Source organism: Sinomonas flava (assembly GCF_039531875.1).
GTDB lineage: Bacteria > Actinomycetota > Actinomycetes > Actinomycetales > Micrococcaceae > Sinomonas > Sinomonas flava.
In genome coordinates, this window is sequence record NZ_BAAAQW010000014.1 from 158,831 (window position 1) to 176,132 (window position 17,302).

General features: G+C 71.6%; 17 protein-coding genes. 6 read left to right on the plus strand and 11 right to left on the minus strand.

The genetic code is table 11. The features are described 5' to 3' along the window. The first annotated feature begins 77 nt into the window (after window positions 1-77). From ABD298_RS18235 to ABD298_RS18250, 4 genes are all read left to right on the plus strand, one after another. Window positions 78-869 (plus strand): HD domain-containing protein, encoded by a 792-nt coding sequence (locus ABD298_RS18235; protein ID WP_344301257.1) that lies wholly within the window; start codon window positions 78-80, stop codon window positions 867-869. Continuing rightward, complete coding sequence (locus ABD298_RS18240; RefSeq protein WP_344301258.1) at window positions 866-2,419, plus strand: aldehyde dehydrogenase family protein; 1,554 nt, start codon at window positions 866-868, stop codon at window positions 2,417-2,419. The genes ABD298_RS18235 and ABD298_RS18240 overlap by 4 nt, the downstream gene beginning before the upstream one ends. 76 nt (window positions 2,420-2,495) lie before the next feature. Further along, complete coding sequence (locus ABD298_RS18245) at window positions 2,496-3,365, plus strand: GAF and ANTAR domain-containing protein (RefSeq protein WP_344301259.1); 870 nt, start codon at window positions 2,496-2,498, stop codon at window positions 3,363-3,365. 72 nt (window positions 3,366-3,437) lie between these two features. Continuing rightward, on the plus strand, window positions 3,438-4,262 hold the full coding sequence (locus ABD298_RS18250; RefSeq protein WP_344301260.1) for an alpha/beta fold hydrolase: 825 nt from the start codon (window positions 3,438-3,440) through the stop codon (window positions 4,260-4,262). Here ABD298_RS18250 and ABD298_RS18255 read toward each other — a convergent pair. Next, window positions 4,259-5,128: a helix-turn-helix transcriptional regulator gene (locus ABD298_RS18255; protein WP_344301261.1), complete on the minus strand. Its 870-nt coding sequence runs from the start codon at window positions 5,126-5,128 to the stop codon at window positions 4,259-4,261. The two genes, ABD298_RS18250 and ABD298_RS18255, sit on opposite strands and share 4 nt — an antisense overlap. A gap of 85 nt (window positions 5,129-5,213) precedes the next feature. On the opposite strand from ABD298_RS18255, the gene ilvD reads away from it, so the two are divergent. Beyond that, window positions 5,214-7,112 (plus strand): dihydroxy-acid dehydratase, encoded by a 1,899-nt coding sequence (gene ilvD / locus ABD298_RS18260; protein ID WP_344301262.1) that lies wholly within the window; start codon window positions 5,214-5,216, stop codon window positions 7,110-7,112. A gap of 166 nt (window positions 7,113-7,278) precedes the next feature. Here ilvD and ABD298_RS18265 read toward each other — a convergent pair whose 3' ends face one another. The 10 genes from ABD298_RS18265 to ABD298_RS18310 all read right to left on the minus strand — a co-directional run bounded on the left by ABD298_RS18265 (window position 7,279) and on the right by ABD298_RS18310 (window position 16,227). Continuing rightward, on the minus strand, window positions 7,279-8,358 hold the full coding sequence (locus ABD298_RS18265) for a DUF2637 domain-containing protein (protein ID WP_344301263.1): 1,080 nt from the start codon (window positions 8,356-8,358) through the stop codon (window positions 7,279-7,281). Window positions 8,359-8,403: 45 nt separating this feature from the next. After that, a complete protein-coding gene (locus ABD298_RS18270; RefSeq protein ID WP_344301264.1) occupies window positions 8,404-9,333 on the minus strand; it encodes a hypothetical protein in 930 nt (309 codons plus the stop codon). After that, the gene (locus ABD298_RS18275) at window positions 9,330-10,019 is read right to left on the minus strand and encodes a cytochrome b N-terminal domain-containing protein (RefSeq protein WP_344301265.1); all 690 of its coding nucleotides are present in this window, start codon (window positions 10,017-10,019) and stop codon (window positions 9,330-9,332) included. Before ABD298_RS18275 ends, ABD298_RS18270 begins: the two co-directional genes overlap by 4 nt. Further along, complete coding sequence (locus tag ABD298_RS18280; protein ID WP_344301266.1) at window positions 10,016-10,192, minus strand: hypothetical protein; 177 nt, start codon at window positions 10,190-10,192, stop codon at window positions 10,016-10,018. The genes ABD298_RS18275 and ABD298_RS18280 overlap by 4 nt, the downstream gene beginning before the upstream one ends. Window positions 10,193-10,297: 105 nt before the next feature. Continuing rightward, window positions 10,298-11,755, minus strand: coding sequence for a benzaldehyde dehydrogenase (locus ABD298_RS18285; RefSeq protein ID WP_344301267.1), 1,458 nt, complete (start codon window positions 11,753-11,755; stop codon window positions 10,298-10,300). Between the two features lie 69 nt (window positions 11,756-11,824). Beyond that, window positions 11,825-12,631, minus strand: a complete 807-nt coding sequence (locus ABD298_RS18290; RefSeq protein ID WP_344301268.1) for an IclR family transcriptional regulator domain-containing protein — start codon at window positions 12,629-12,631, stop codon at window positions 11,825-11,827. A gap of 121 nt (window positions 12,632-12,752) precedes the next feature. Beyond that, the gene (locus ABD298_RS18295) at window positions 12,753-13,448 is read right to left on the minus strand and encodes a 3-oxoacid CoA-transferase subunit B (protein WP_344301269.1); all 696 of its coding nucleotides are present in this window, start codon (window positions 13,446-13,448) and stop codon (window positions 12,753-12,755) included. 4 nt (window positions 13,449-13,452) lie between these two features. Then, window positions 13,453-14,121 (minus strand): 3-oxoacid CoA-transferase subunit A, encoded by a 669-nt coding sequence (locus ABD298_RS18300; RefSeq protein WP_344301270.1) that lies wholly within the window; start codon window positions 14,119-14,121, stop codon window positions 13,453-13,455. Window positions 14,122-14,152: 31 nt separating this feature from the next. Next, window positions 14,153-15,400 carry a thiolase family protein gene (locus ABD298_RS18305; RefSeq protein WP_344301271.1) on the minus strand — a complete coding sequence of 416 codons (1,248 nt, stop codon included), beginning with the start codon at window positions 15,398-15,400 and terminating at the stop codon, window positions 14,153-14,155. Next, window positions 15,397-16,227 carry an alpha/beta fold hydrolase gene (locus tag ABD298_RS18310; protein WP_344301272.1) on the minus strand — a complete coding sequence of 277 codons (831 nt, stop codon included), beginning with the start codon at window positions 16,225-16,227 and terminating at the stop codon, window positions 15,397-15,399. The genes ABD298_RS18305 and ABD298_RS18310 overlap by 4 nt, the downstream gene beginning before the upstream one ends. Before the next feature lie 161 nt (window positions 16,228-16,388). Between ABD298_RS18310 and ABD298_RS18315 the strand changes: the two genes are divergently transcribed. Further along, entirely contained in the window at window positions 16,389-17,300 is a 912-nt protein-coding gene (locus tag ABD298_RS18315; protein WP_344301273.1) for a DMT family transporter, read from the plus strand. Window positions 17,301-17,302 lie beyond the last annotated feature (2 nt).

Below are 17,302 nucleotides of genomic sequence, written 5' to 3' on the forward strand. Positions count from 1 at the left end.
GGCAGAGTCCCGGCCGACACGGCACGGCGACTCGCCCCACCGGCCCCCTCGTCCCTTTCCTTGCACCGGAGGATCCCATGACTGACCACCCCAGCCTCGCCGCACCGCAGGCGAGCGCGACCGCGAGCGCCGAGCCGCCGCCGTCGCCCGCGCCCGGCCAGCACGCCGTGGACGCGGCCCGAGCGGACGCGTTCGCCGCAGCCCACCCCGTCCGCCCGATCCCCGCCGAGGGACCCGTGGACACCAGGGCCATCTGCGACACGCCCAGCACCGCGGGCCCGGGGGGCCGCCTCGACCCGCTCTGGAAGGCCGTGGTGCCGTACACCAGGACGCGCGGGAACGACATCCACCTGCCCATCTCGGTCGCCTACGCCGAGCGGCTGTGCGACGCCTACCCGAGCGCGGACCGCGAGCTCGTGCTCGTCGCGACCCTCCTGCATGACACCGGCTGGGCCCGCGTGGACGAGTCGCGGATCCTGTCCGAGGGCTTCACCGGGGACTGGCGCAAGGCGCAGATCCGGTACGAGCATGAGCACCAGGGCTGCCTCGTGGCCCAGGAGGTGCTGCCGGGTCTCGGGTACGCGGACGAGTTCATCGAGCGGGTCACCGCAATCATCGACGGCCACGACACGCGGCACGTCGCCTACTCGCTCGAGGACGCGCTCGTGCGCGACGCCGACCGTGCCTGGCGCTTCGACCGGGCGGGGATCGCGCTGGCCTCCTCGTGGTTCGGGATGGACCCGGCCACGTATACCGACCGGCTCGCGGCCGAGATCGTGCCCGAGCTCATCACCGCCGCCGCCGTCGAGATGGCCAGGGCGGACCTTGCGCGCTCGAACGCGCTGCTCAAGACGGGAGTTCTCCGATGACCACGGTGCCCACAGCCCAGGATGCGCACACCCAGGACGCCCGCGCCCGGCGCGCGGCGCTCGACCTGCCCTACACGCGGGTCGACGACATGTTCATCGACGGCGCGTACGTCCCCGCCCGGGGCACCGGCCGGAACCCGGTGACCGACCCCGCCACCGGCGAGGTGTGGGGCGAGGTGCCGGACGGGTCCGCCGAGGACGTCGACGCCGCGGTCGCCGCCGCGCGCCGGGCGTTCGACGCCGGCCCCTGGCCCCGCCTCTCCCCCTCCGAGCGCGCGGCGTACCTGACGCGGATCGCGGACGAGATCGAGGCCCGTGCCGAGACCCTCGCCCTGACGAACACGCGCGAGAACGGCTCGCCCATCACGGAGACCCGCGGGGCCGCGGCGAACGCGGCCGGGATCTTCCGCTACTTCGCGACCCTCGCCGAGTACCTCGAGCGCGAGGACGTGCGACCGTTCCCGTTCGCGCCGGGCCAGGAGTCCGTGGTGCGGCGCGAGCCGGTAGGGGTGTGCGCGCTGATCGCGCCGTGGAACTTCCCGATCAACCTCGTGGTCATCAAGCTGGCCCCGGCGCTGCTGGCAGGGTGCACCGTGGTGATCAAGCCGGCCTCGCCCACGCCGCTGTCGATCCGGTTCATCGTCGACGCCGTCGCGGCAGCGGGGGTGCCGGCCGGCGTCGTGAACCTCGTGACCGGCTCGGGGCGGATGGGCGACGTGCTCGTGAAGCACCCCGGCGTGGACAAGGTCGCGTTCACGGGCTCGACGCCGGTGGGGCGGCGCATCGCGGCGGCGTGCGGGGAGCTGCTGCGCCCGGTCACCCTGGAACTGGGCGGGAAGTCCAGTGCGATCGTGCTGCCGGACGCGGACCTGGACGCGATGGCCAAGGTGCTCATCCGCTCCTCGATGCGCAACACGGGACAGACCTGCTACATCTCCACGCGCATCCTTGCCCCGGCCTCGCGGTACGAGGAGGTGGTGGAGATGGCCCGGTCCGTCATCGCCGCGGCGCCGCAGGGCGACCCGCTCGACCCGTCCACGGTCTTCGGGCCCAGCGCCACGAAGTCGCAGTTCGAGACGGTCATGGGCTACGTGGAGTCGGGCCTCGAGGAAGGCGCGCGGGCGACGGCGGGCGGCAGGGCGGCGTCGTTCGCCCCGGAGACCGGCCTCGAGGGCGGGTTCTTCGTGGAGCCCACCGTGTTCGCGGACGTCACCCCGTCCATGCGGGTGTCGCGGGAGGAGATCTTCGGGCCCGTCCTGACCATCCTGAAGTACGACGACTCGGCCCCCGGTGGCGGCGTCGACGAGGCCGTGGCGCTGGCCAACAACACCGAGTTCGGCCTGGGCGGCCTCGTGTTCTCGTCCGACCCGGAGGCGGCCCTGGCCGTCGCCGACCGGGTGGACACGGGGTCTATCGGCATCAACTTCTTCGCATCGAACCACTCCGCGCCCTTCGGCGGCCGCCACGATTCCGGGCTCGGGACGGAGTACGGAGTCGAGGGCCTGAGCGCGTACCTGACATACAAGTCGATCCACCGGAAGGCTGGGTAGCACAAGAGCCGGACCGGCGTACTCTGGGGATCACGCTGGTCCGGTGAGGGCCGTCTGGGAAGGCAAAGGGGTGATCATGGACGAGATCGTGGGCGGACCTGACCGCCGTAGCGAACTGGACGTGGAGGTCGTTGCGCCTCCACAGCGGGCTGCAGCGCCCTCGAACGGGTCTGCGCCCGCGCCGGCGCCTCCCGCCGACGGCGCCGAGGTCGAGGGCCGCTCCGCCATGGCGCGGGCCCGCGAGGAGGAGCTGCTCGACCTCCTGCTCGACAGCCCCGACCTCTCGACCTTCCTCACCCGCGTCTCCCAGCGTGCGGCCGAGGCCCTCTCCGGCACCGGCGAGGTCTCCTGCAGCGTCACGCTGGACCGCGACGGCCGGCGGAGCACCGTGGCGAGCAGCGATGCGATGGCGGAGGCCATGGACGAGATCCAGTACGCGAGCGGCGAGGGCCCCTGCCAGGAGTCCGTGAGCACCGAGCGCACCGTCTACGTCCCCGACCTCCGCACCACGAAGCGCTACCCCCGCTACCGTGAGGCGGTCGACGGCGCACCCCTCCGTTCGGTGTTCGCCACCCCGATTCCGCTGCCGACCTCGGCCAAGGCCACCGCCGCGCTCAACAGCTACAGCACCGAGCCCGAGGGCTTCTCTGCCGAGCTCCGCTCCGAGGCGGAGGAACTCGCAGCCCTCGCGTCCCGGTCGGTGCAGCTGGCCATCCGCTGCGCCCAGGAGAGCGAGAGGGCCGCGGACCTCGCGGCGGCCCTCGAGTCGCGCACCACGATCAACCTCGCGGCCGGGGTGATCATGGCGCAGTCGAACTGCACCCCGGCGCAGGCCATCGAGGTCCTCAAGAGCGCCTCTATGCACCGCAACATGAAGCTGCGCGACGTCGCCTCTACGGTCCTTGCCAGGTTCGGCGACGCGAATCCCGAGACCCACTTCAGCTGAGGCACAAGGCAGCCGTGTGAACGACCTGTCCCGTGGGCCGAGGCCGGTCCGGACCTGAGCATGAAGGAAAGCATGCCGAATCCCGTCAGCCGCAGGACCGTCGAGGTCGACGGCGACGAGCTGTCCTACCTCGCCGCGGGAGAACCGGACCTGCCCCCGCTCCTCCTCCTGCACGGGACGTTCTGGAGCCGTGTCTGGGCGCCCGTCCTGCCGGAGCTGGGACGGGCCGCGCGCTGCATCGCCCTGGACCTGCCAGGGTTCGGCGCGAGCACGGGTGAGCTCACGCCCGAGCAGGCCACCGTGCCCGCCCTGGCGCAGACCGTGGTCCGGGCCGCCGACGCCCTCGGCCTCGACAGCTTCGACGTCGCGGGGCATGACATCGGCGGCGGCATCGCCCAGCATCTGGCGGCCCCGACCGGCCGCGTGCGGAAGATGGTGCTGATGAACGCGGTGATGTTCGACTCCTGGCCGGTGCCCGCCGTCGAACGCTTCCGCGACCCTGCCGTCCGCGACTCCACCGGCACCGCGGAGCTGCTGAAGGCCCGAGAGACCTCCACCCGCGGCAGCACCACCCGCACGCTGAGCGAGGAGGAGCTCGCGGACTACCTCAGCCCCTGGCAAGCGCCGTCGCGGGTGCGCTCCTGGATGGCGATGGCGGCCGCCGCGGACTCCCGGTACACGCTGGCCCTGGTGCCCGCCCTGAAGGAGGCCGCCATCCCCACGCGGCTGGTGTGGGGACGCGACGACGACTTCCAGAAGCTCGAGTACGCCCGCCGGTACGTCGAGGAGATCCCGAACGCGGACCTCGTGGTGGTCGAGGGCAAGCACATCCCCACCGAGGACTCGCCCCACGAGGTGGCGCGGGCCATCGTGGAGCACCTCGGCGCGGCCTCCTAGTCGGCCGCGTCCGCCGCAGACGCCTGCCGCACCAGCTCGGCCATGCGCTCCCGCGTGTCCGACCCCGGCGCGGGCAGGTACGCAACGATGTGCAGGGTCGGGGCGTCGGAGGGGACGAGCTGGTGCTGCTCGAAGTCCAGGCGCCCGGCCACGGGGTGCAGGAAGGTCCGGGCGCGCGAGGCGAAGCGGCGCACCTCGTGGTCGTCCCAGGCGCGGGCGAAGTCCTCCGAGTCCTGCCGCAGCCGGGAGACCAGCTCCACGTGCGCGGCGCGGTCGGCGTGCGAGCCGGCCTCCGCGCGGTAGTCGGCCAGGAAGCTGCGCACCGTGACCTCCCAGTCCGGCAGCATGCCGCGCACGTAGGGATCCGTGAAGGTCAGCCGCAGGAGGTTCCGGTCCGGAGCCGGGACCGAGGCGATGCCCGGGAACAGCGCCTCGTACCCGCGGTTCCAGGCGCCGATGTCCCACGTGGACGTGACGGCGAAGGCCGGGGCCGGGTCGAGGGCCTCGAGGAGGTGCTGGACATGCTCGGGGACGGGCTCGGGAGCCGCCGGCGCCTCGCGCGGGGCCGGGGCGAAGCCGCTGAGGCCCAGGATGTAGTCGTGCTCCGGCGCGGTCAGGCGGAGGTTGACCGCGACGGCGTCGAGCACCTGGCGCGAAGGGTTGATGTCCCGGCCCTGTTCGAGCCAGGTGTACCAAGTGACCGAGACGCCCGAGAGGAACGCGATCTCCTCGCGGCGCAGCCCCACCACGCGGCCACGCCCGACGGGCGGGAGTCCGTACTCGGCCCGGACGGCGCGCTCGCGCTTCTTGCGCAGGAAGGCGCCCAGTTCCTTGCGCCGGGCATCGGCGGGCGCTGCAGGCTCCACCCCAACCTCCTCGAACGCTAGTAGTTTCACTACTAGTATCACTGCAGTCTGGCGGGGGCCCGCGCGCGCGTGATGGTGTGGTCCCATGCCAGCTCTTCGCTCCCGTACCGTCACCCATGGCCGCAACATGGCCGGCGCCCGCGCACTGATGCGCGCCTCCGGCGTCGCCAACGCGGACATCGGCAAGCCGATCATCGCCGTCGCCAACTCGTTCACCGAGTTCGTCCCCGGGCACACTCACCTCGCCCCGGTGGGCCGCATCGTCTCCGACGCGATCCTCGCCGCGGGTGCCGTCCCGCGCGAGTTCAACACCATCGCGGTGGACGACGGCATCGCCATGGGCCACGGGGGCATGCTCTACTCGCTCCCGTCCCGCGACCTCATCGCGGACTCGGTCGAGTACATGGTCAACGCGCACTGCGCCGACGCGCTCGTGTGCATCTCCAACTGCGACAAGATCACGCCCGGCATGCTCATGGCCGCGATGCGCCTGAACATCCCCACCGTCTTCGTCTCGGGCGGCCCGATGGAGGCCGGCCGCGTGACGCTCACGGACGGCTCGGTCCGCTCCCTTGACCTGGTCAACGCGATCGCCGACGCCGTCGACGAGTCGATCTCCGACGCCGACATCGACCTCATCGAGCAGAACGCCTGCCCCACCTGCGGCTCCTGCTCGGGCATGTTCACGGCCAACTCGATGAACTGCCTCACCGAGGCCATCGGCCTCTCCCTCCCCGGCAACGGCTCGGTCCTCGCGACCCACACCGCGCGCAAGGCGCTCTACGAGCGGGCGGGCGCCACCGCCGTCGAGCTCGCCAAGCGCTACTACGAGGACGACGACGACTCCGTCCTCCCGCGCTCGATCGCCACGGCCCAGGCCTTCGACAACGCCATGGCCCTGGACATCGCGATGGGCGGCTCGACCAACACGATCCTGCACCTGCTCGCGGCGGCGCAGGAAGCCGGCGTCGAGTACGGCCTGGCGGAGATCGACGCGAAGTCCCGCAAGGTCCCGTGCCTCGCCAAGGTGGCGCCGAACGTGGCCAAGGACAAGACGTACTACATGGAGGACGTGCACCGCGCCGGCGGCATCCCCGCGCTCCTGGGCGAGCTCAACCGCGGCGGCCTCCTCCACACCGACGTGCACTCGGTCCACTCCCCCGACCTCGCCTCGTGGCTCGACGCGTGGGACATCCGCGGCGGCAAGGCCACCGAGGAGGCCCAGCAGCTCTGGCACGCCGCGCCCGGCGGGCAGCGATCCTCGACGGCGTTCTCGCAGTCGAACGAGTGGACGTCCCTCGACACCGACGGCGAGGGCGGCTGCATCCGCAGTGTCGAGCATGCGTACTCGAAGGACGGCGGCCTGGCGGTGCTGCGCGGCAACGTCGCCGTGGACGGCGCCGTCGTGAAGACCGCGGGCGTGGACGAGTCGATCTGGACGTTCGAGGGCCCGGCGGTCGTGTGCGAGTCGCAGGACGAGGCGGTCGAGAAGATCCTGAACAAGACGGTCAAGGAGGGCGACGTCGTCGTCATCCGCTACGAGGGCCCGAAGGGCGGGCCGGGCATGCAGGAGATGCTGTACCCGACCTCGTTCCTCAAGGGCCGCGGCCTGGGCAAGAAGTGCGCGCTCATCACGGACGGGCGCTTCTCGGGCGGAACGTCCGGCCTCTCGATCGGGCACATCTCGCCCGAGGCGGCGTCCGGCGGGACGATCGCGCTCGTCGAGGACGGCGACCTCATCCGCATCGACATCCCGAACCGCTCGATGGAGCTCGTGGTGGACCAGGCCGAACTGGACGCGCGCCGCGAGCGCCTCGAAGCCACCACCGGCTACCACCCGGCCAACCGGGAGCGCCCGGTCTCCGCGGCGCTGCGCGCCTACGCCGCCATGGCGACCTCCGCGGACAAGGGCGCGGTGCGCGACGTCGACTCCCTCACCCGGCTCACCTCGCCGCAGGCGCAGTCCCCGCAGCCGGTCGCCTGAGGCCAGACTGGAGCGACTGGACCGACCCCTCTGGCGCAATTGTCGAGTTGAGGCGGGTGCGATGCCCTGCAACCCGCCTCAACCCGACAATTGCGGCCGCGGGCTGACCCTGCCGTTCGGACGGGCCCCGGTTTGGTCCGGCAGCGTCTGGTCAGGCAGCGCCTGATCAGGCGCGGGCGTCCTCGAGTTCGGGCGACAGCTCGGCGTCCTTCGATGCCTCGACGGATTCAGTGACGTCCGCCTTCTCGGCCGAGCGCTCGGCGGGTGCGGGGCCCCGGAGCAGCGGGTTCACGGAGGTGACCGTCGAGAGGTCGGGCATGATCGGGCGCCCGGAGCCGAGCCCCGACTTGGCGGCCGGACGAGCGGCGCCCTTCAGCGCGGGTGCCGCCGCGGCACCAGAATCCCCGGCACTAGACTCCCCGGCCGCCGGCTCCCCGGCCGCCGGTTCTTTGGCAGCCGCGGCCGCCACCTTCCGGACAGAACCGGTCGCCGCGGAGGCGCGCGGCGTCGCAGAGGCGGCCGCCTTGCGGGGCTTCCGCTTCGGGGCGGCCTTGGGCTCCTCCTCGGTCCCCCCTGCCGGAGTCGCTGCCGAGGACACCTGCGAGGTCTGCGGCTTGCGTGCCGGACGTGCGGGCTTCGGAGCGGACGTCGCGTCACCCTCGGGCGCGTCGCCGGCCAGCGCCGCCTCGAGGGCGTCGACGTCGAGCCCGGCCATCGCGGCGTCGACCTCGGCGCCGAGCTCGGCCAGACCAGCCGCCTCGGCCGCGCGGACGGACGTCTCGGCAGCGGACCGGGCGTACTGCACGAGGAGCACCGTGAGGTGGGTGATGGCCAGGAGGACGACGGGCGGCATCGCGGCGACAAGTGCCGAGACGATGACGGGAACATTGCCGTTCTCGGCCCGGACGGCGAGGATCGCGTGGATGGAGTTCGCGGCGGTCGAGACGATCGCGCCGAAGAACAGCAGGATCCACGGGTAGAGCTGCTCCCTCCCCTGACGCCCTGCGAGGGCCACGATGGCCACGGTCGCGGCAACGATCATGCCATCCACGATGAGGGGCCACATCCAGGCGATCGTGGGGTTGATACCTGCCCGCACGGCCAGGTCGGTCAGGGCGGAGAAGCTGAGGACGAAGGCCCCCGCGCCGATGACGATGGTCGCGGCGATACCGGTCCCGACGATGCGGCGGGAGATAGGTTTGGGCGTCTTCACAGAGGGGGTGTTCACAGGGTTCGGGGGGTTCACCCTAGTTTTCTACCACGGAGCGAAGAACGCCCAGTGATCAGTCCTTCACCCTCTGCGGCGGCGGTAGTAGTCCCGCCAGATGAGCCGGTGGACCGGGATGATCCGCGGCAGCGAGCGCACCCCTGGGATGAACGGGACGAGCATGAGGGCGAGCGTCAGGACGGCCATGATGAGCGTGATCACGAGGTCCGCGTTCGCGAGCCCCGTGAAGGGCGGGATCTGGTACCAGAACGAGAAGAGCCACAGCCACGACTGGCCCGGGTAGTTGCCGGTCTCGTTCATCATGCCCCACTGGTCGCCGGTGAGGTGCTGGTCCTCGGCGAGCCCCTGGAAGTACTGCCCGTCGCCAAGGAACAGCACCTCGCGGGTGCGGTCGAGCCCAGGCGACGCGCCGCCGTCGAGCGCTGCGTCCAGCGAACCGCTCCGCGCCATCGCGAGCAGCGCGCCGTCCATGGCGGGGACAGGGCCATAGTCGCCGGAAGGCACCTTGGAGGGGTCGCCGTCGGGCGCCTTGGAGAGCGCGTCGGCGTACGCGGCCGTCCAGTCGGCGCGCTGCGTGTCCGTCGCGGCGTTCCACGCCGAGACCTCGGAGGGAGGCTGCGGGAGCGTCTCGAGCGGGGCGACCACGAAGTCCCTGGCTGTGTCGATCGGCAGCCGGACGCCCGAGAGGCTCTGCAGGTCGAGGGGGCCGAGGGTCTGGCTCGCGCCCTGCGTCCCGTTGTACGGCGGCCCGTATCCGGCGGTGTCGCTCGTGCCGCCGAGCTCGGCCGTTGCGGTGGCCACGAAGTCCGACGGCGCCGCCGTCGCCCACTGCTTGAGCGTCACCGGCGCCTCGTCGGGGGATCCGAAGACCGCTGCGAGCCCGACCGTGAGGACCCCGACGACCACGAGCGCGTAGACGAGCTCCTTGACGAGGTCGTACTCGCGCACGGCTCCGCGCCAGGGCTGGCGGTCGAGATCGGCGCCCCGGCTCACGACGGCTCACCCGCGCCGGCTCCGGGCCGCAGCTGGGCGTCGTGCTCCGACGCCTCGAGCGGCGGGACGACCCCGTGGACGCGCACGAGGAGCACGTGGAGCACGACGACGGCGCCCACCGCGAGCGGCAGCAGCACGATGTGCCACATGAGGACCTGGCCGAGGTTGGCGACGTTGAACCACGCGCCGACCCCGACGGCGTTGAGCGCGTCCTTGGCCTCGAACGCGATCCACTGTGAGTCGAAGTTGGTCTGGAGGAGGTAGCCGGTGAACGCGGTGACGATCGAGACGACGAACGCGATGACCCCGGTGATCCATGTCAGGGCCCGGCCGCCGCGCCACGACGCCATCCAGAACTTCCCCCACAGGTGGATGACCATGAGCATGAAGAACAGCTCCACGCTCCACAGATGGGTGCTGTTGATGAAGTGCCCGAGCGCCGAGACATGGTACCAGGCGGGACCGTTGAGCGCGAGGACGACTCCGGAGGCGATGACATACAGAAGCGCCGCGATCGCGCCCATGCCGAACACGTAGATCCATGAGGCGACGTAGCTCGGCTGCGTCTCGGGCAGCAGCCTGTCCGGGGGGAGCTCCCGGACGCCCCACTCCCGGAATCTCCCGGTCCACGTGAGGATCCGGCCCCCCGGCGGGACGCCGTCGGCGTGCCCGGGCTGGGTGGTCATCGACGACCCCTGCCACCCGGGAACGGCAGGAGCAGCGCGGCGATGAACAGCAGGATCATCACGGAGATGACGATGAGGTTCCCCAGCTGGACCGTGAAGGAACCCCATCCGAGATAGATCCCGTCGGCCTCGAAGCGGGCCGCGGACGCGAGGGCCGTCAGTGGTGTGTCCACGCCTTCACGGTGCGCCGCGCCAGCGCAGCGAGATAGGGACTTAGTGCCCAGCGGGCCCAAGTCCCAGCATTCCCACAGGAACGGCGGTCACAACAGGATCCCCGCTCAGAACGGATACGTGGCGATGTCAGGGCGCACCGTGAGCCACTGGACCTCCGTGAAGGCCTCCATGTTGGCGGTCGCCCCGCCGAACCGCGACCCCGTGCCGGAGGCGCCGACCCCGCCGAAGGGCGCGTTGGCCTCGTCGGAGACTGTCTGCTCGTTGATGTGCACCTTGCCCGAGTGGACGCGGTCCGCAATCTTCATGGCCGTCCCGACATCGCCGAGGATGCCGACGGACAGGCCGTACTCGTTGGCGTTGACGAGCTCCACGACCTCCTCCACGCTCGAGAACCTCGTCACCGGGGCCACCGGTCCGAAGATCTCGTCGGCGAAGGCGGGGTTCTCGAGGTCGAGGTCGGCGAGGACGGTCGGCTTGTAGAAGAGCCCGTCGAAGGTCCCGCCCGCCGCGAGCCGGCCGCCCCGGGCGACGGAGGCTTCGACGATGCCGTGGATGCGGTCGCGCTGGCGCTCGTCGATGATCGGCCCGAGCGCCACCTGGCTCGTCGAGGGGTCGCCCACGGGCAGGTTCTCGGCCTTCTCGGACAGCGCGGCGACGTAGTCGTCGTACACCGAGTCGTGGACGAAGTGCCGCCCGGTCGTCATGCAGATCTGGCCCTGGTGCATGAAGGAGCCGAACGCGCCAGCCGAGGCGGCCTTGGCGATCTCCGCCCCCGGCAGCACGATGAGGGCGTTGTTGCCGCCGAGCTCGAGGTGGGCGCGCTTGAGCAGCCGGGCCGCCGCCTCGCCCACCCGACGGCCTGCCGCCGTCGAGCCCGTGAAGGAGACCACCCGCACCTCGGGCGCCTCGACCACGGCCGTCCCCGTCTCCGCGCCACCCGGCAGCAGGGACAGCACGCCCTCGGGCAGGCCGGCCTCCTCGAAGACGCGCATCAGCGTGACGCCGCCGCAGACGGCCGTGCGCGGGTCCGGCTTGAGCAGCACCGCGTTGCCGAGCGCGAGCGCCGGCGCAACCGAGCGGATCGAGAGAATGAGCGGGAAGTTGAACGGCGCGATCACGCTCACGACGCCGGCGGGGCGCCTCCGCGCGAACGACCACCGGTCCTCGTCCGAGGTCAGGACCTCCCCGTGCGGGTGCGATGGCAGGGCCGCCGCCTCGTAGCATTCGTTCGCGGCGGTGTGGGTCTCGAGCTGGGCCTTGGGCGGGATGCTGCCGGCCTCCCGGACGATCCAGTCCTGGATCTCCTCGGCGTGCTCCTCCCACAGCTGCCCCGCGCGGCGCAGGACGGCGGCGCGCTCCTCGGGCTTCTTCGCCGCCCATTCGGGCTGGGCCTTCGCCGCGAGCTGCGCCGCCCGGTAGACGTCCTCGCGCGAGGCGGACCCGACCGAGCCGAGGGTGGCCCCGGTAGCCGGCTCGACGACGTCGTACGCGCCGCCCTCAGCCTCGGTCCACCCGCCGATGTTGACCTTGCCGCCCCACAGTGCGGCGTCGAGAAGTGCCATTGCCGTGTCCTCCTGTCACCCTTTCCCACGAGTTTGCCCCCGAACGGCCGCCGACGCCACGGCAGCCTGTCAGGCGGCACCCACGGCGCGGGCGGCCTCGGAGATCGACGCCGCCGCAGCGTGCAGCTGGGGCACGATCCGGGCCACCTCGGCGTCGCGGTCGGTGCCGTCGTCGAGACGAGCGGACAGGGCGATGTTGATCGCCGCTGCCGTGCGGCCGTCCGCCCCGCGCACCGGCACGGCGACGGAGCGCAGGCCCACCTCGAGCTCCTGGTCGACGACGGCGTACCCCGCCTCGCGTATCCGGGCGAGCTCCGCCTCGATCGCCTCGCGCGAGGTGAGCGTGCGGGGCGTGAGCGGGGTGAGGTCGGCGCGGGCGAAGTACTCGTCGAGGGCCGCCGCCGGGAGGTCGGCGAGCAGGACGCGGCCCATGGACGTGGCGTGCGCGGGGAACCGGGTCCCGGGCGAGATGCCCACGGTCATGATGCGCCGGGTGTGGATCCGGGTGAGGTAGACGATGTCGGTCCCGTCGAGGATCGCGAGCGACGTCGACTCGCCGTTGCGGTGCGAGAGCTCCTCGAGGATCGGCTGGGCCAGCTCGGGGAGGCGCTGCCCCGACAGGTAGGCGTAGCCGAGCTGGAGCACGAGCGGGGTCAGGGCGAAGACGCGACCGTCCGTTCGCACGTACCCCAGCTCGACGAGCGTGTGGAGGAACCGCCGCGCCGTGGCCCGTGTGAGGGCTGTCCGCGCGGCGACCTCGGAGAGCGTCATCTCCTGGTGGTCGGCGTCGAACGCGCGCACGACGGCGAGGCCTCGCGCGAGCGACTGCACGAACTGGTCGCTGGGTTTCGACTCCGCTTCGCTCCGCTCAACCACCGTTGCGCTGGGTTTCGACTCCGCTTCGCTCCGCTCAACCACCGTTGCGCTGGGTTTCGACTCCGCTTCGCTCCGCTCAACCACCGTTGCGCCCGCTTCGCTCCGCTCAACCACCGTTGCGTCACACCCCCGGGAGCAGCGGCACCTCGACGAGGCCCTGGAGCTCCTCGAAGGTGATCCCGAACGTCTCGCGCACGTGCACGCCGTCGGCCGTGATGAGGAAGACGGCCTTGTCCGTGTACACGCGGGTCACGCAGCCCACGCCGGTCAAGGGGTAGGACAGCTCCGGGACGAGCTTCGACGTCCCGTCCTTCGTCAGGAGCGTCATCATGACGTAGACGTCCTTGGCACCCGTCGCGAGGTCCATCGCGCCACCGACCGCTGGGATGGCGTCCGGGGCGCCCGTGTGCCAGTTGGCGAGGTCGCCGGTCGCGGAGACCTGGAACGCGCCGAGCACGCACACGTCGAGGTGGCCGCCGCGCATGATCGCGAACGAGTCTGCGTGGTGGAAGTAGCTCGCACCCGGCAGCTCGGTCACAGGGATCTTGCCGGCGTTGATGAGGTCCTGGTCGATCTGGTCCCCGGTGGCGACCGGGCCCATGCCGAGCATGCCGTTCTCGGTGTGGAGGGTGATGTCCTGCTCGTCGGTCAGGTAGTTCGAGACCAGGGTCGGCTGGCCGATCCCGAGGTTCACGAACGAGCCCGGCTCGATGTCCTTCGCGACGAGCTTGGCGAGGTCGTCGCGGCCGAGGGGCGAGTCGGAGGCCTGCGGAACCGTGCCTGCCTCGATGATGTTCGACGTCGTCTGCTCGCTCATGCTCTCAGCCCACCTTCACGATCGTGTTGACGTAGATGCCGGGGGTGATGACGTTCTCGGGGTCGAGGGCGCCGGTCGGCACGATCTCGGAGACCTGCGCGATGGTCTGCTTGGCGGCGGCCGCCATGATCGGGCCGAAGTTCCGCGCCGTCTTGCGGTAGACGAGGTTGCCCTTGCCGTCCGCCGTGAGCGCCTTGATGAGGGCGACGTCGGCGTGGATCGGGGTCTCGAAGACCTGCCACTTGCCGTCGAGGAACCGGGTCTCCTTGCCCTCGGCGAGCATCGTCCCGTAGCCGGTGGGGGTGAAGAAGCCGCCGATCCCGGCGCCGGCGGCGCGGATGCGCTCGGCAAGGTTGCCCTGCGGGACGATCTCGAGCTCGATCTCCCCGGAGCGGTACTTCGCGTCGAAGTGCCACGAGTCGCTCTGGCGCGGGAACGAACAGATCATCTTCCGCACGCGGCCTTCCTTGATGAGCAGTGCGAGGCCCTCGTCCGCCTGGCCGGCGTTGTTGTTGACGACGGTGAGCTCCTTCGCTCCGCACTCCAGGAGCGCGTCGATGAGCTCGAAGGGCTGGCCGGCGTTGCCGAAGCCGCCGATCATGACGGTCGAGCCGTCCCCGATCCCCGCCACGGCCTCCGCGACGGAGTCCTTGAATTCCAGTGTGTGTGCCACTGCCTGTCTCTCTCCTTCGATGCGTGCGGGATTACTTCGCGGACACGTTCTCGAGCACCACCGCGAGGCCCTGGCCCACGCCGATGCAGATCGCAGCGACGCCCCAGCGCCCGCCACTGCGCTGCAGCGAGCGTGCGAGGGTGCCGAGGATGCGGCCGCCCGAGGCGCCGAGGGGGTGGCCCATGGCGATGGCGCCGCCGTGCTGGTTGACGATCGCAGGATCGATCTTCCACGCGTCCACGCACGCGAGCGACTGCGCGGCGAAGGCCTCGTTGAGCTCGACAGCGGCCACGTCGTCCCAGGTGATGCCCGCCTTGGCGAGGGCGCGGTTGGCGGCCTCGACGGGCGCGAACCCGAAGAACTGCGGCTCGTTCGCGGCAGCCCCGCGGCCGGCGATGCGCGCGATCGGGTCGAGGCCGAGCGTGCCGGCGGCGGCCTCGGAGCCGAGCAGCACGGCGGAGGCGCCGTCGGACAGCGGCGAGGCGTTGCCCGCCGTGACGGTGCCGCCCGCAGTCGTGCCCGAGGAGTCGCCGTTGTCCTTGCGGAACACGGTCTTGAGCCCCGCGAGCTTCTCAGCGGAGGAGCCGGGGCGGATGCCCTCGTCGCGGGTGAGGTCGGTGCCGGGGACGGGGACCACGAGGTCGTCGTAGAAGCCGGCGTTCCACGCCGCGTCGGCGAGGTTGTGGGAGTTGGCAGCGAACTCGTCCTGGCGGTCACGGCCGATCGCGTGGCGCTCGCGCAGCTGCTCGGTCGCCTCGCCGAGGGAGACGGTCCACTCCCTGGGCATGTTCTTGTTCACGAGACGCCAGCCGAGCGTGGTCGAGGCCAGCGCCATGTCCCCGGCGGGGTACGGCTTCTCGGTCTTGGGCAGGACCCACGGGGCGCGCGACATCGACTCGACGCCGCCCACGAGCATGACGTCGGCGTCGCCCACCTGGATCTGGCGGGAGGCGATGATCGCGGCGTCGAGCGAGGACCCGCACAGGCGGTTCACGGTGGTGCCGGGGATCGAGACTGGGAGCCCGGCCAGGAGGGTGGCCATGCGGGCCACGTTGCGGTTCTCCTCGCCCGCGCCGTTGGCGTTGCCGAAGACGACCTCGTCCACCGCGCCGTGCTTGCCGTCGCTACCCTCCAATGCCTCCGCGGTGAGGCCTGGGGCGCGGTCCACGATGGAGCGGACCATGTGGGCGGCGAGGTCGTCGGGGCGGACGCCGGCGAGGGCGCCGCCGAACTTGCCGAACGGCGTGCGGATCGCGTCGTAGACGAAGGCGTCGGTCATGAGTTGCTCTCCTTGGAGCTCGGGGTGGCGGTCGAGACGGCGGCGCGGAAGTGGTAGCGCAGGAGGTCGGCGACGGCGGCAGGGTCCTCGGTCGGGGCGATGTGCGCGACGCCCGGGACCTCGACGGCGGCGCCGTTCTGGGCGTGCTCGGCCATCCACTGCGCCTCGGACAGGGGGCAGACGGAGTCGTGCTCGCCCGCGATGGCGAGGAAGGGGGCCGCGATCTCGGGGAACCGGTCGCGGACGTCGTAGGCGGCGATGGCCCGGCAGACGGCGGCGTAGCCGAAGCGGTCGGCATCCCGCAGCGTGTCCAGCAGGCGCGAGGACTCCGCAGGGTGCTCTCCCAGGAAGCCGGGCGCGAACCAGATCTGGGCAGAGGCCTCGAGGCGGATCGCCGTGCCCTGCTGCGCCACGGCGTCAGCACGCTCGGCGTAGGCCTCGGCACCGTTGAAGCGGGGCGACGAGCAGACCATCGCGAGGCTCAGGAGTCGGTCGGGGTGGCGGAGCGCGATCTCGGCACCCGTGGCGCCGCCCACCGAGTCGCCGGCGTAGTGGAAGCGGGCGCCCGGCTGGATGGAGTCGACCACGGCCACCACGGCGTCCGCGAGGTCGCCCACACTGAGCTCGGCCTCGGGCGCGAGCGACGGCGAGGCACCGTGGCCGGGGAGGTCCCAGCCGAGGATGTCGTAGTCGTTGCCGAGGAGCCGCGCGGCGTCGTCCCACATGGCGGTCGAGGTCCCTAGCGACGGCCCGAGCACCACGAGTTGCTTCTCCCCCAGCTGCTCGCGCGGGCTCAGCCGCACTGCCTTGATGGTCGGCACGCTCACGTGCTCCTCGCTTCCCTCGCTGACGTCTGGAGAGTTCTCTGCCTCTCCGGATTCCCTCATTCAGGATGCCATGCGTTCGCATGATGCACAACTGTTCGCGATGCGAACGCATGTGTTGCGACGGGTGTTTGTCGCGACGACTCCGCGGGTAGGCTCCGCGGATGCTGTCCCTCGAAGCGGCGCGCGTCGCAGGAGCCAGCCTCTCGGTGGGAGCGGCGAGGGTCTTCTCCGCCACCCACTGGCTCGGGATCCCGATCGCGCTCGTGCGGGCGGTGTTCCTCGCGCTCGGAACCATCTGCCAAGGGCGCGGGGTGGGAGCGCACGGCGGCCGGCAGACCTCGCTGCGCGTCCTCGTGCGCCGGCCGGTCTGGCTCGCGGGAACCGCGATGCTGGGCGCGGCGATCCTCCTGCAGCTCGCGGCCCTCCGGTTCTCGCCGCTCATGGTGGTCCAGCCGATCGGCGCCGCGGCCCTTGTCGTGACGGCTCTGGCCACTGCCCGCAGCTCCCGCCAGCTCCCGGGCCGGCGGCGGGCGGCGGGCATCCTCCTGAGCGTCCTCGGGATCGCCGCCTTCGTCGCGGTGGCCGCAGGGTCGGCTCAGGACGTCCAGATCGACGACCGGCATCTCCGCACCACGCTGATCCTCCTGGCGTTCGCCCTGGCCGCCACGCTCCTTGTCTCCGCCCGCAACCGCACCCGCCCGAGCGCCATCCTCTCGACCGGTGTCGCCGGAGTCCTCTACGGGTTCGTGGCGACGCTCGCCAAGGCGGTCCTCGGACGCATCGACCAGGGGAACTTCGCCTGGCTCTCCGTCGCCGGCCTGGCGGGCCTGGCGGCGGCAGTCGTGATAGGGGCCCGCTTCGTCCAGAAGGCCCACGCTGGCGGCAGCGACGAACTCGTCGTCGCCGGACTCACCGTCGTCGACCCGATGACGGCCGTGACCCTCGGCATCGTCGTCCTCGGGGAGGCCGACGCCGCGCCGCCCGAGGCGTTCGCGGGGTTCCTCCTCGCGGGAGCCGCTGCGATCGCGGGAGTGTGGCTCGTGGCCCGGTCACACCCGGCGGATCATCCGTGAGG

What these genes read in the sequence shown, in the direction of transcription:
- ABD298_RS18235 (WP_344301257.1), top strand. Translation starts at nt 78, where the DNA reads ATGACTGACCACCCCAGCCTCGCCGCACCGCAGGCGAGCGCGACCGCG.
- ABD298_RS18240 (WP_344301258.1), top strand. Translation starts at nt 866, where the DNA reads ATGACCACGGTGCCCACAGCCCAGGATGCGCACACCCAGGACGCCCGC.
- ABD298_RS18245 (WP_344301259.1), top strand. Translation starts at nt 2,496, where the DNA reads ATGGACGAGATCGTGGGCGGACCTGACCGCCGTAGCGAACTGGACGTG.
- ABD298_RS18250 (WP_344301260.1), top strand. Translation starts at nt 3,438, where the DNA reads ATGCCGAATCCCGTCAGCCGCAGGACCGTCGAGGTCGACGGCGACGAG.
- ilvD (WP_344301262.1), top strand. Translation starts at nt 5,214, where the DNA reads ATGCCAGCTCTTCGCTCCCGTACCGTCACCCATGGCCGCAACATGGCC.
- ABD298_RS18275 (WP_344301265.1), bottom strand. Translation starts at nt 10,019, where the DNA reads ATGACCACCCAGCCCGGGCACGCCGACGGCGTCCCGCCGGGGGGCCGG.
- ABD298_RS18285 (WP_344301267.1), bottom strand. Translation starts at nt 11,755, where the DNA reads ATGGCACTTCTCGACGCCGCACTGTGGGGCGGCAAGGTCAACATCGGC.
- ABD298_RS18295 (WP_344301269.1), bottom strand. Translation starts at nt 13,448, where the DNA reads ATGAGCGAGCAGACGACGTCGAACATCATCGAGGCAGGCACGGTTCCG.
- ABD298_RS18305 (WP_344301271.1), bottom strand. Translation starts at nt 15,400, where the DNA reads ATGACCGACGCCTTCGTCTACGACGCGATCCGCACGCCGTTCGGCAAG.
- ABD298_RS18315 (WP_344301273.1), top strand. Translation starts at nt 16,389, where the DNA reads ATGCTGTCCCTCGAAGCGGCGCGCGTCGCAGGAGCCAGCCTCTCGGTG.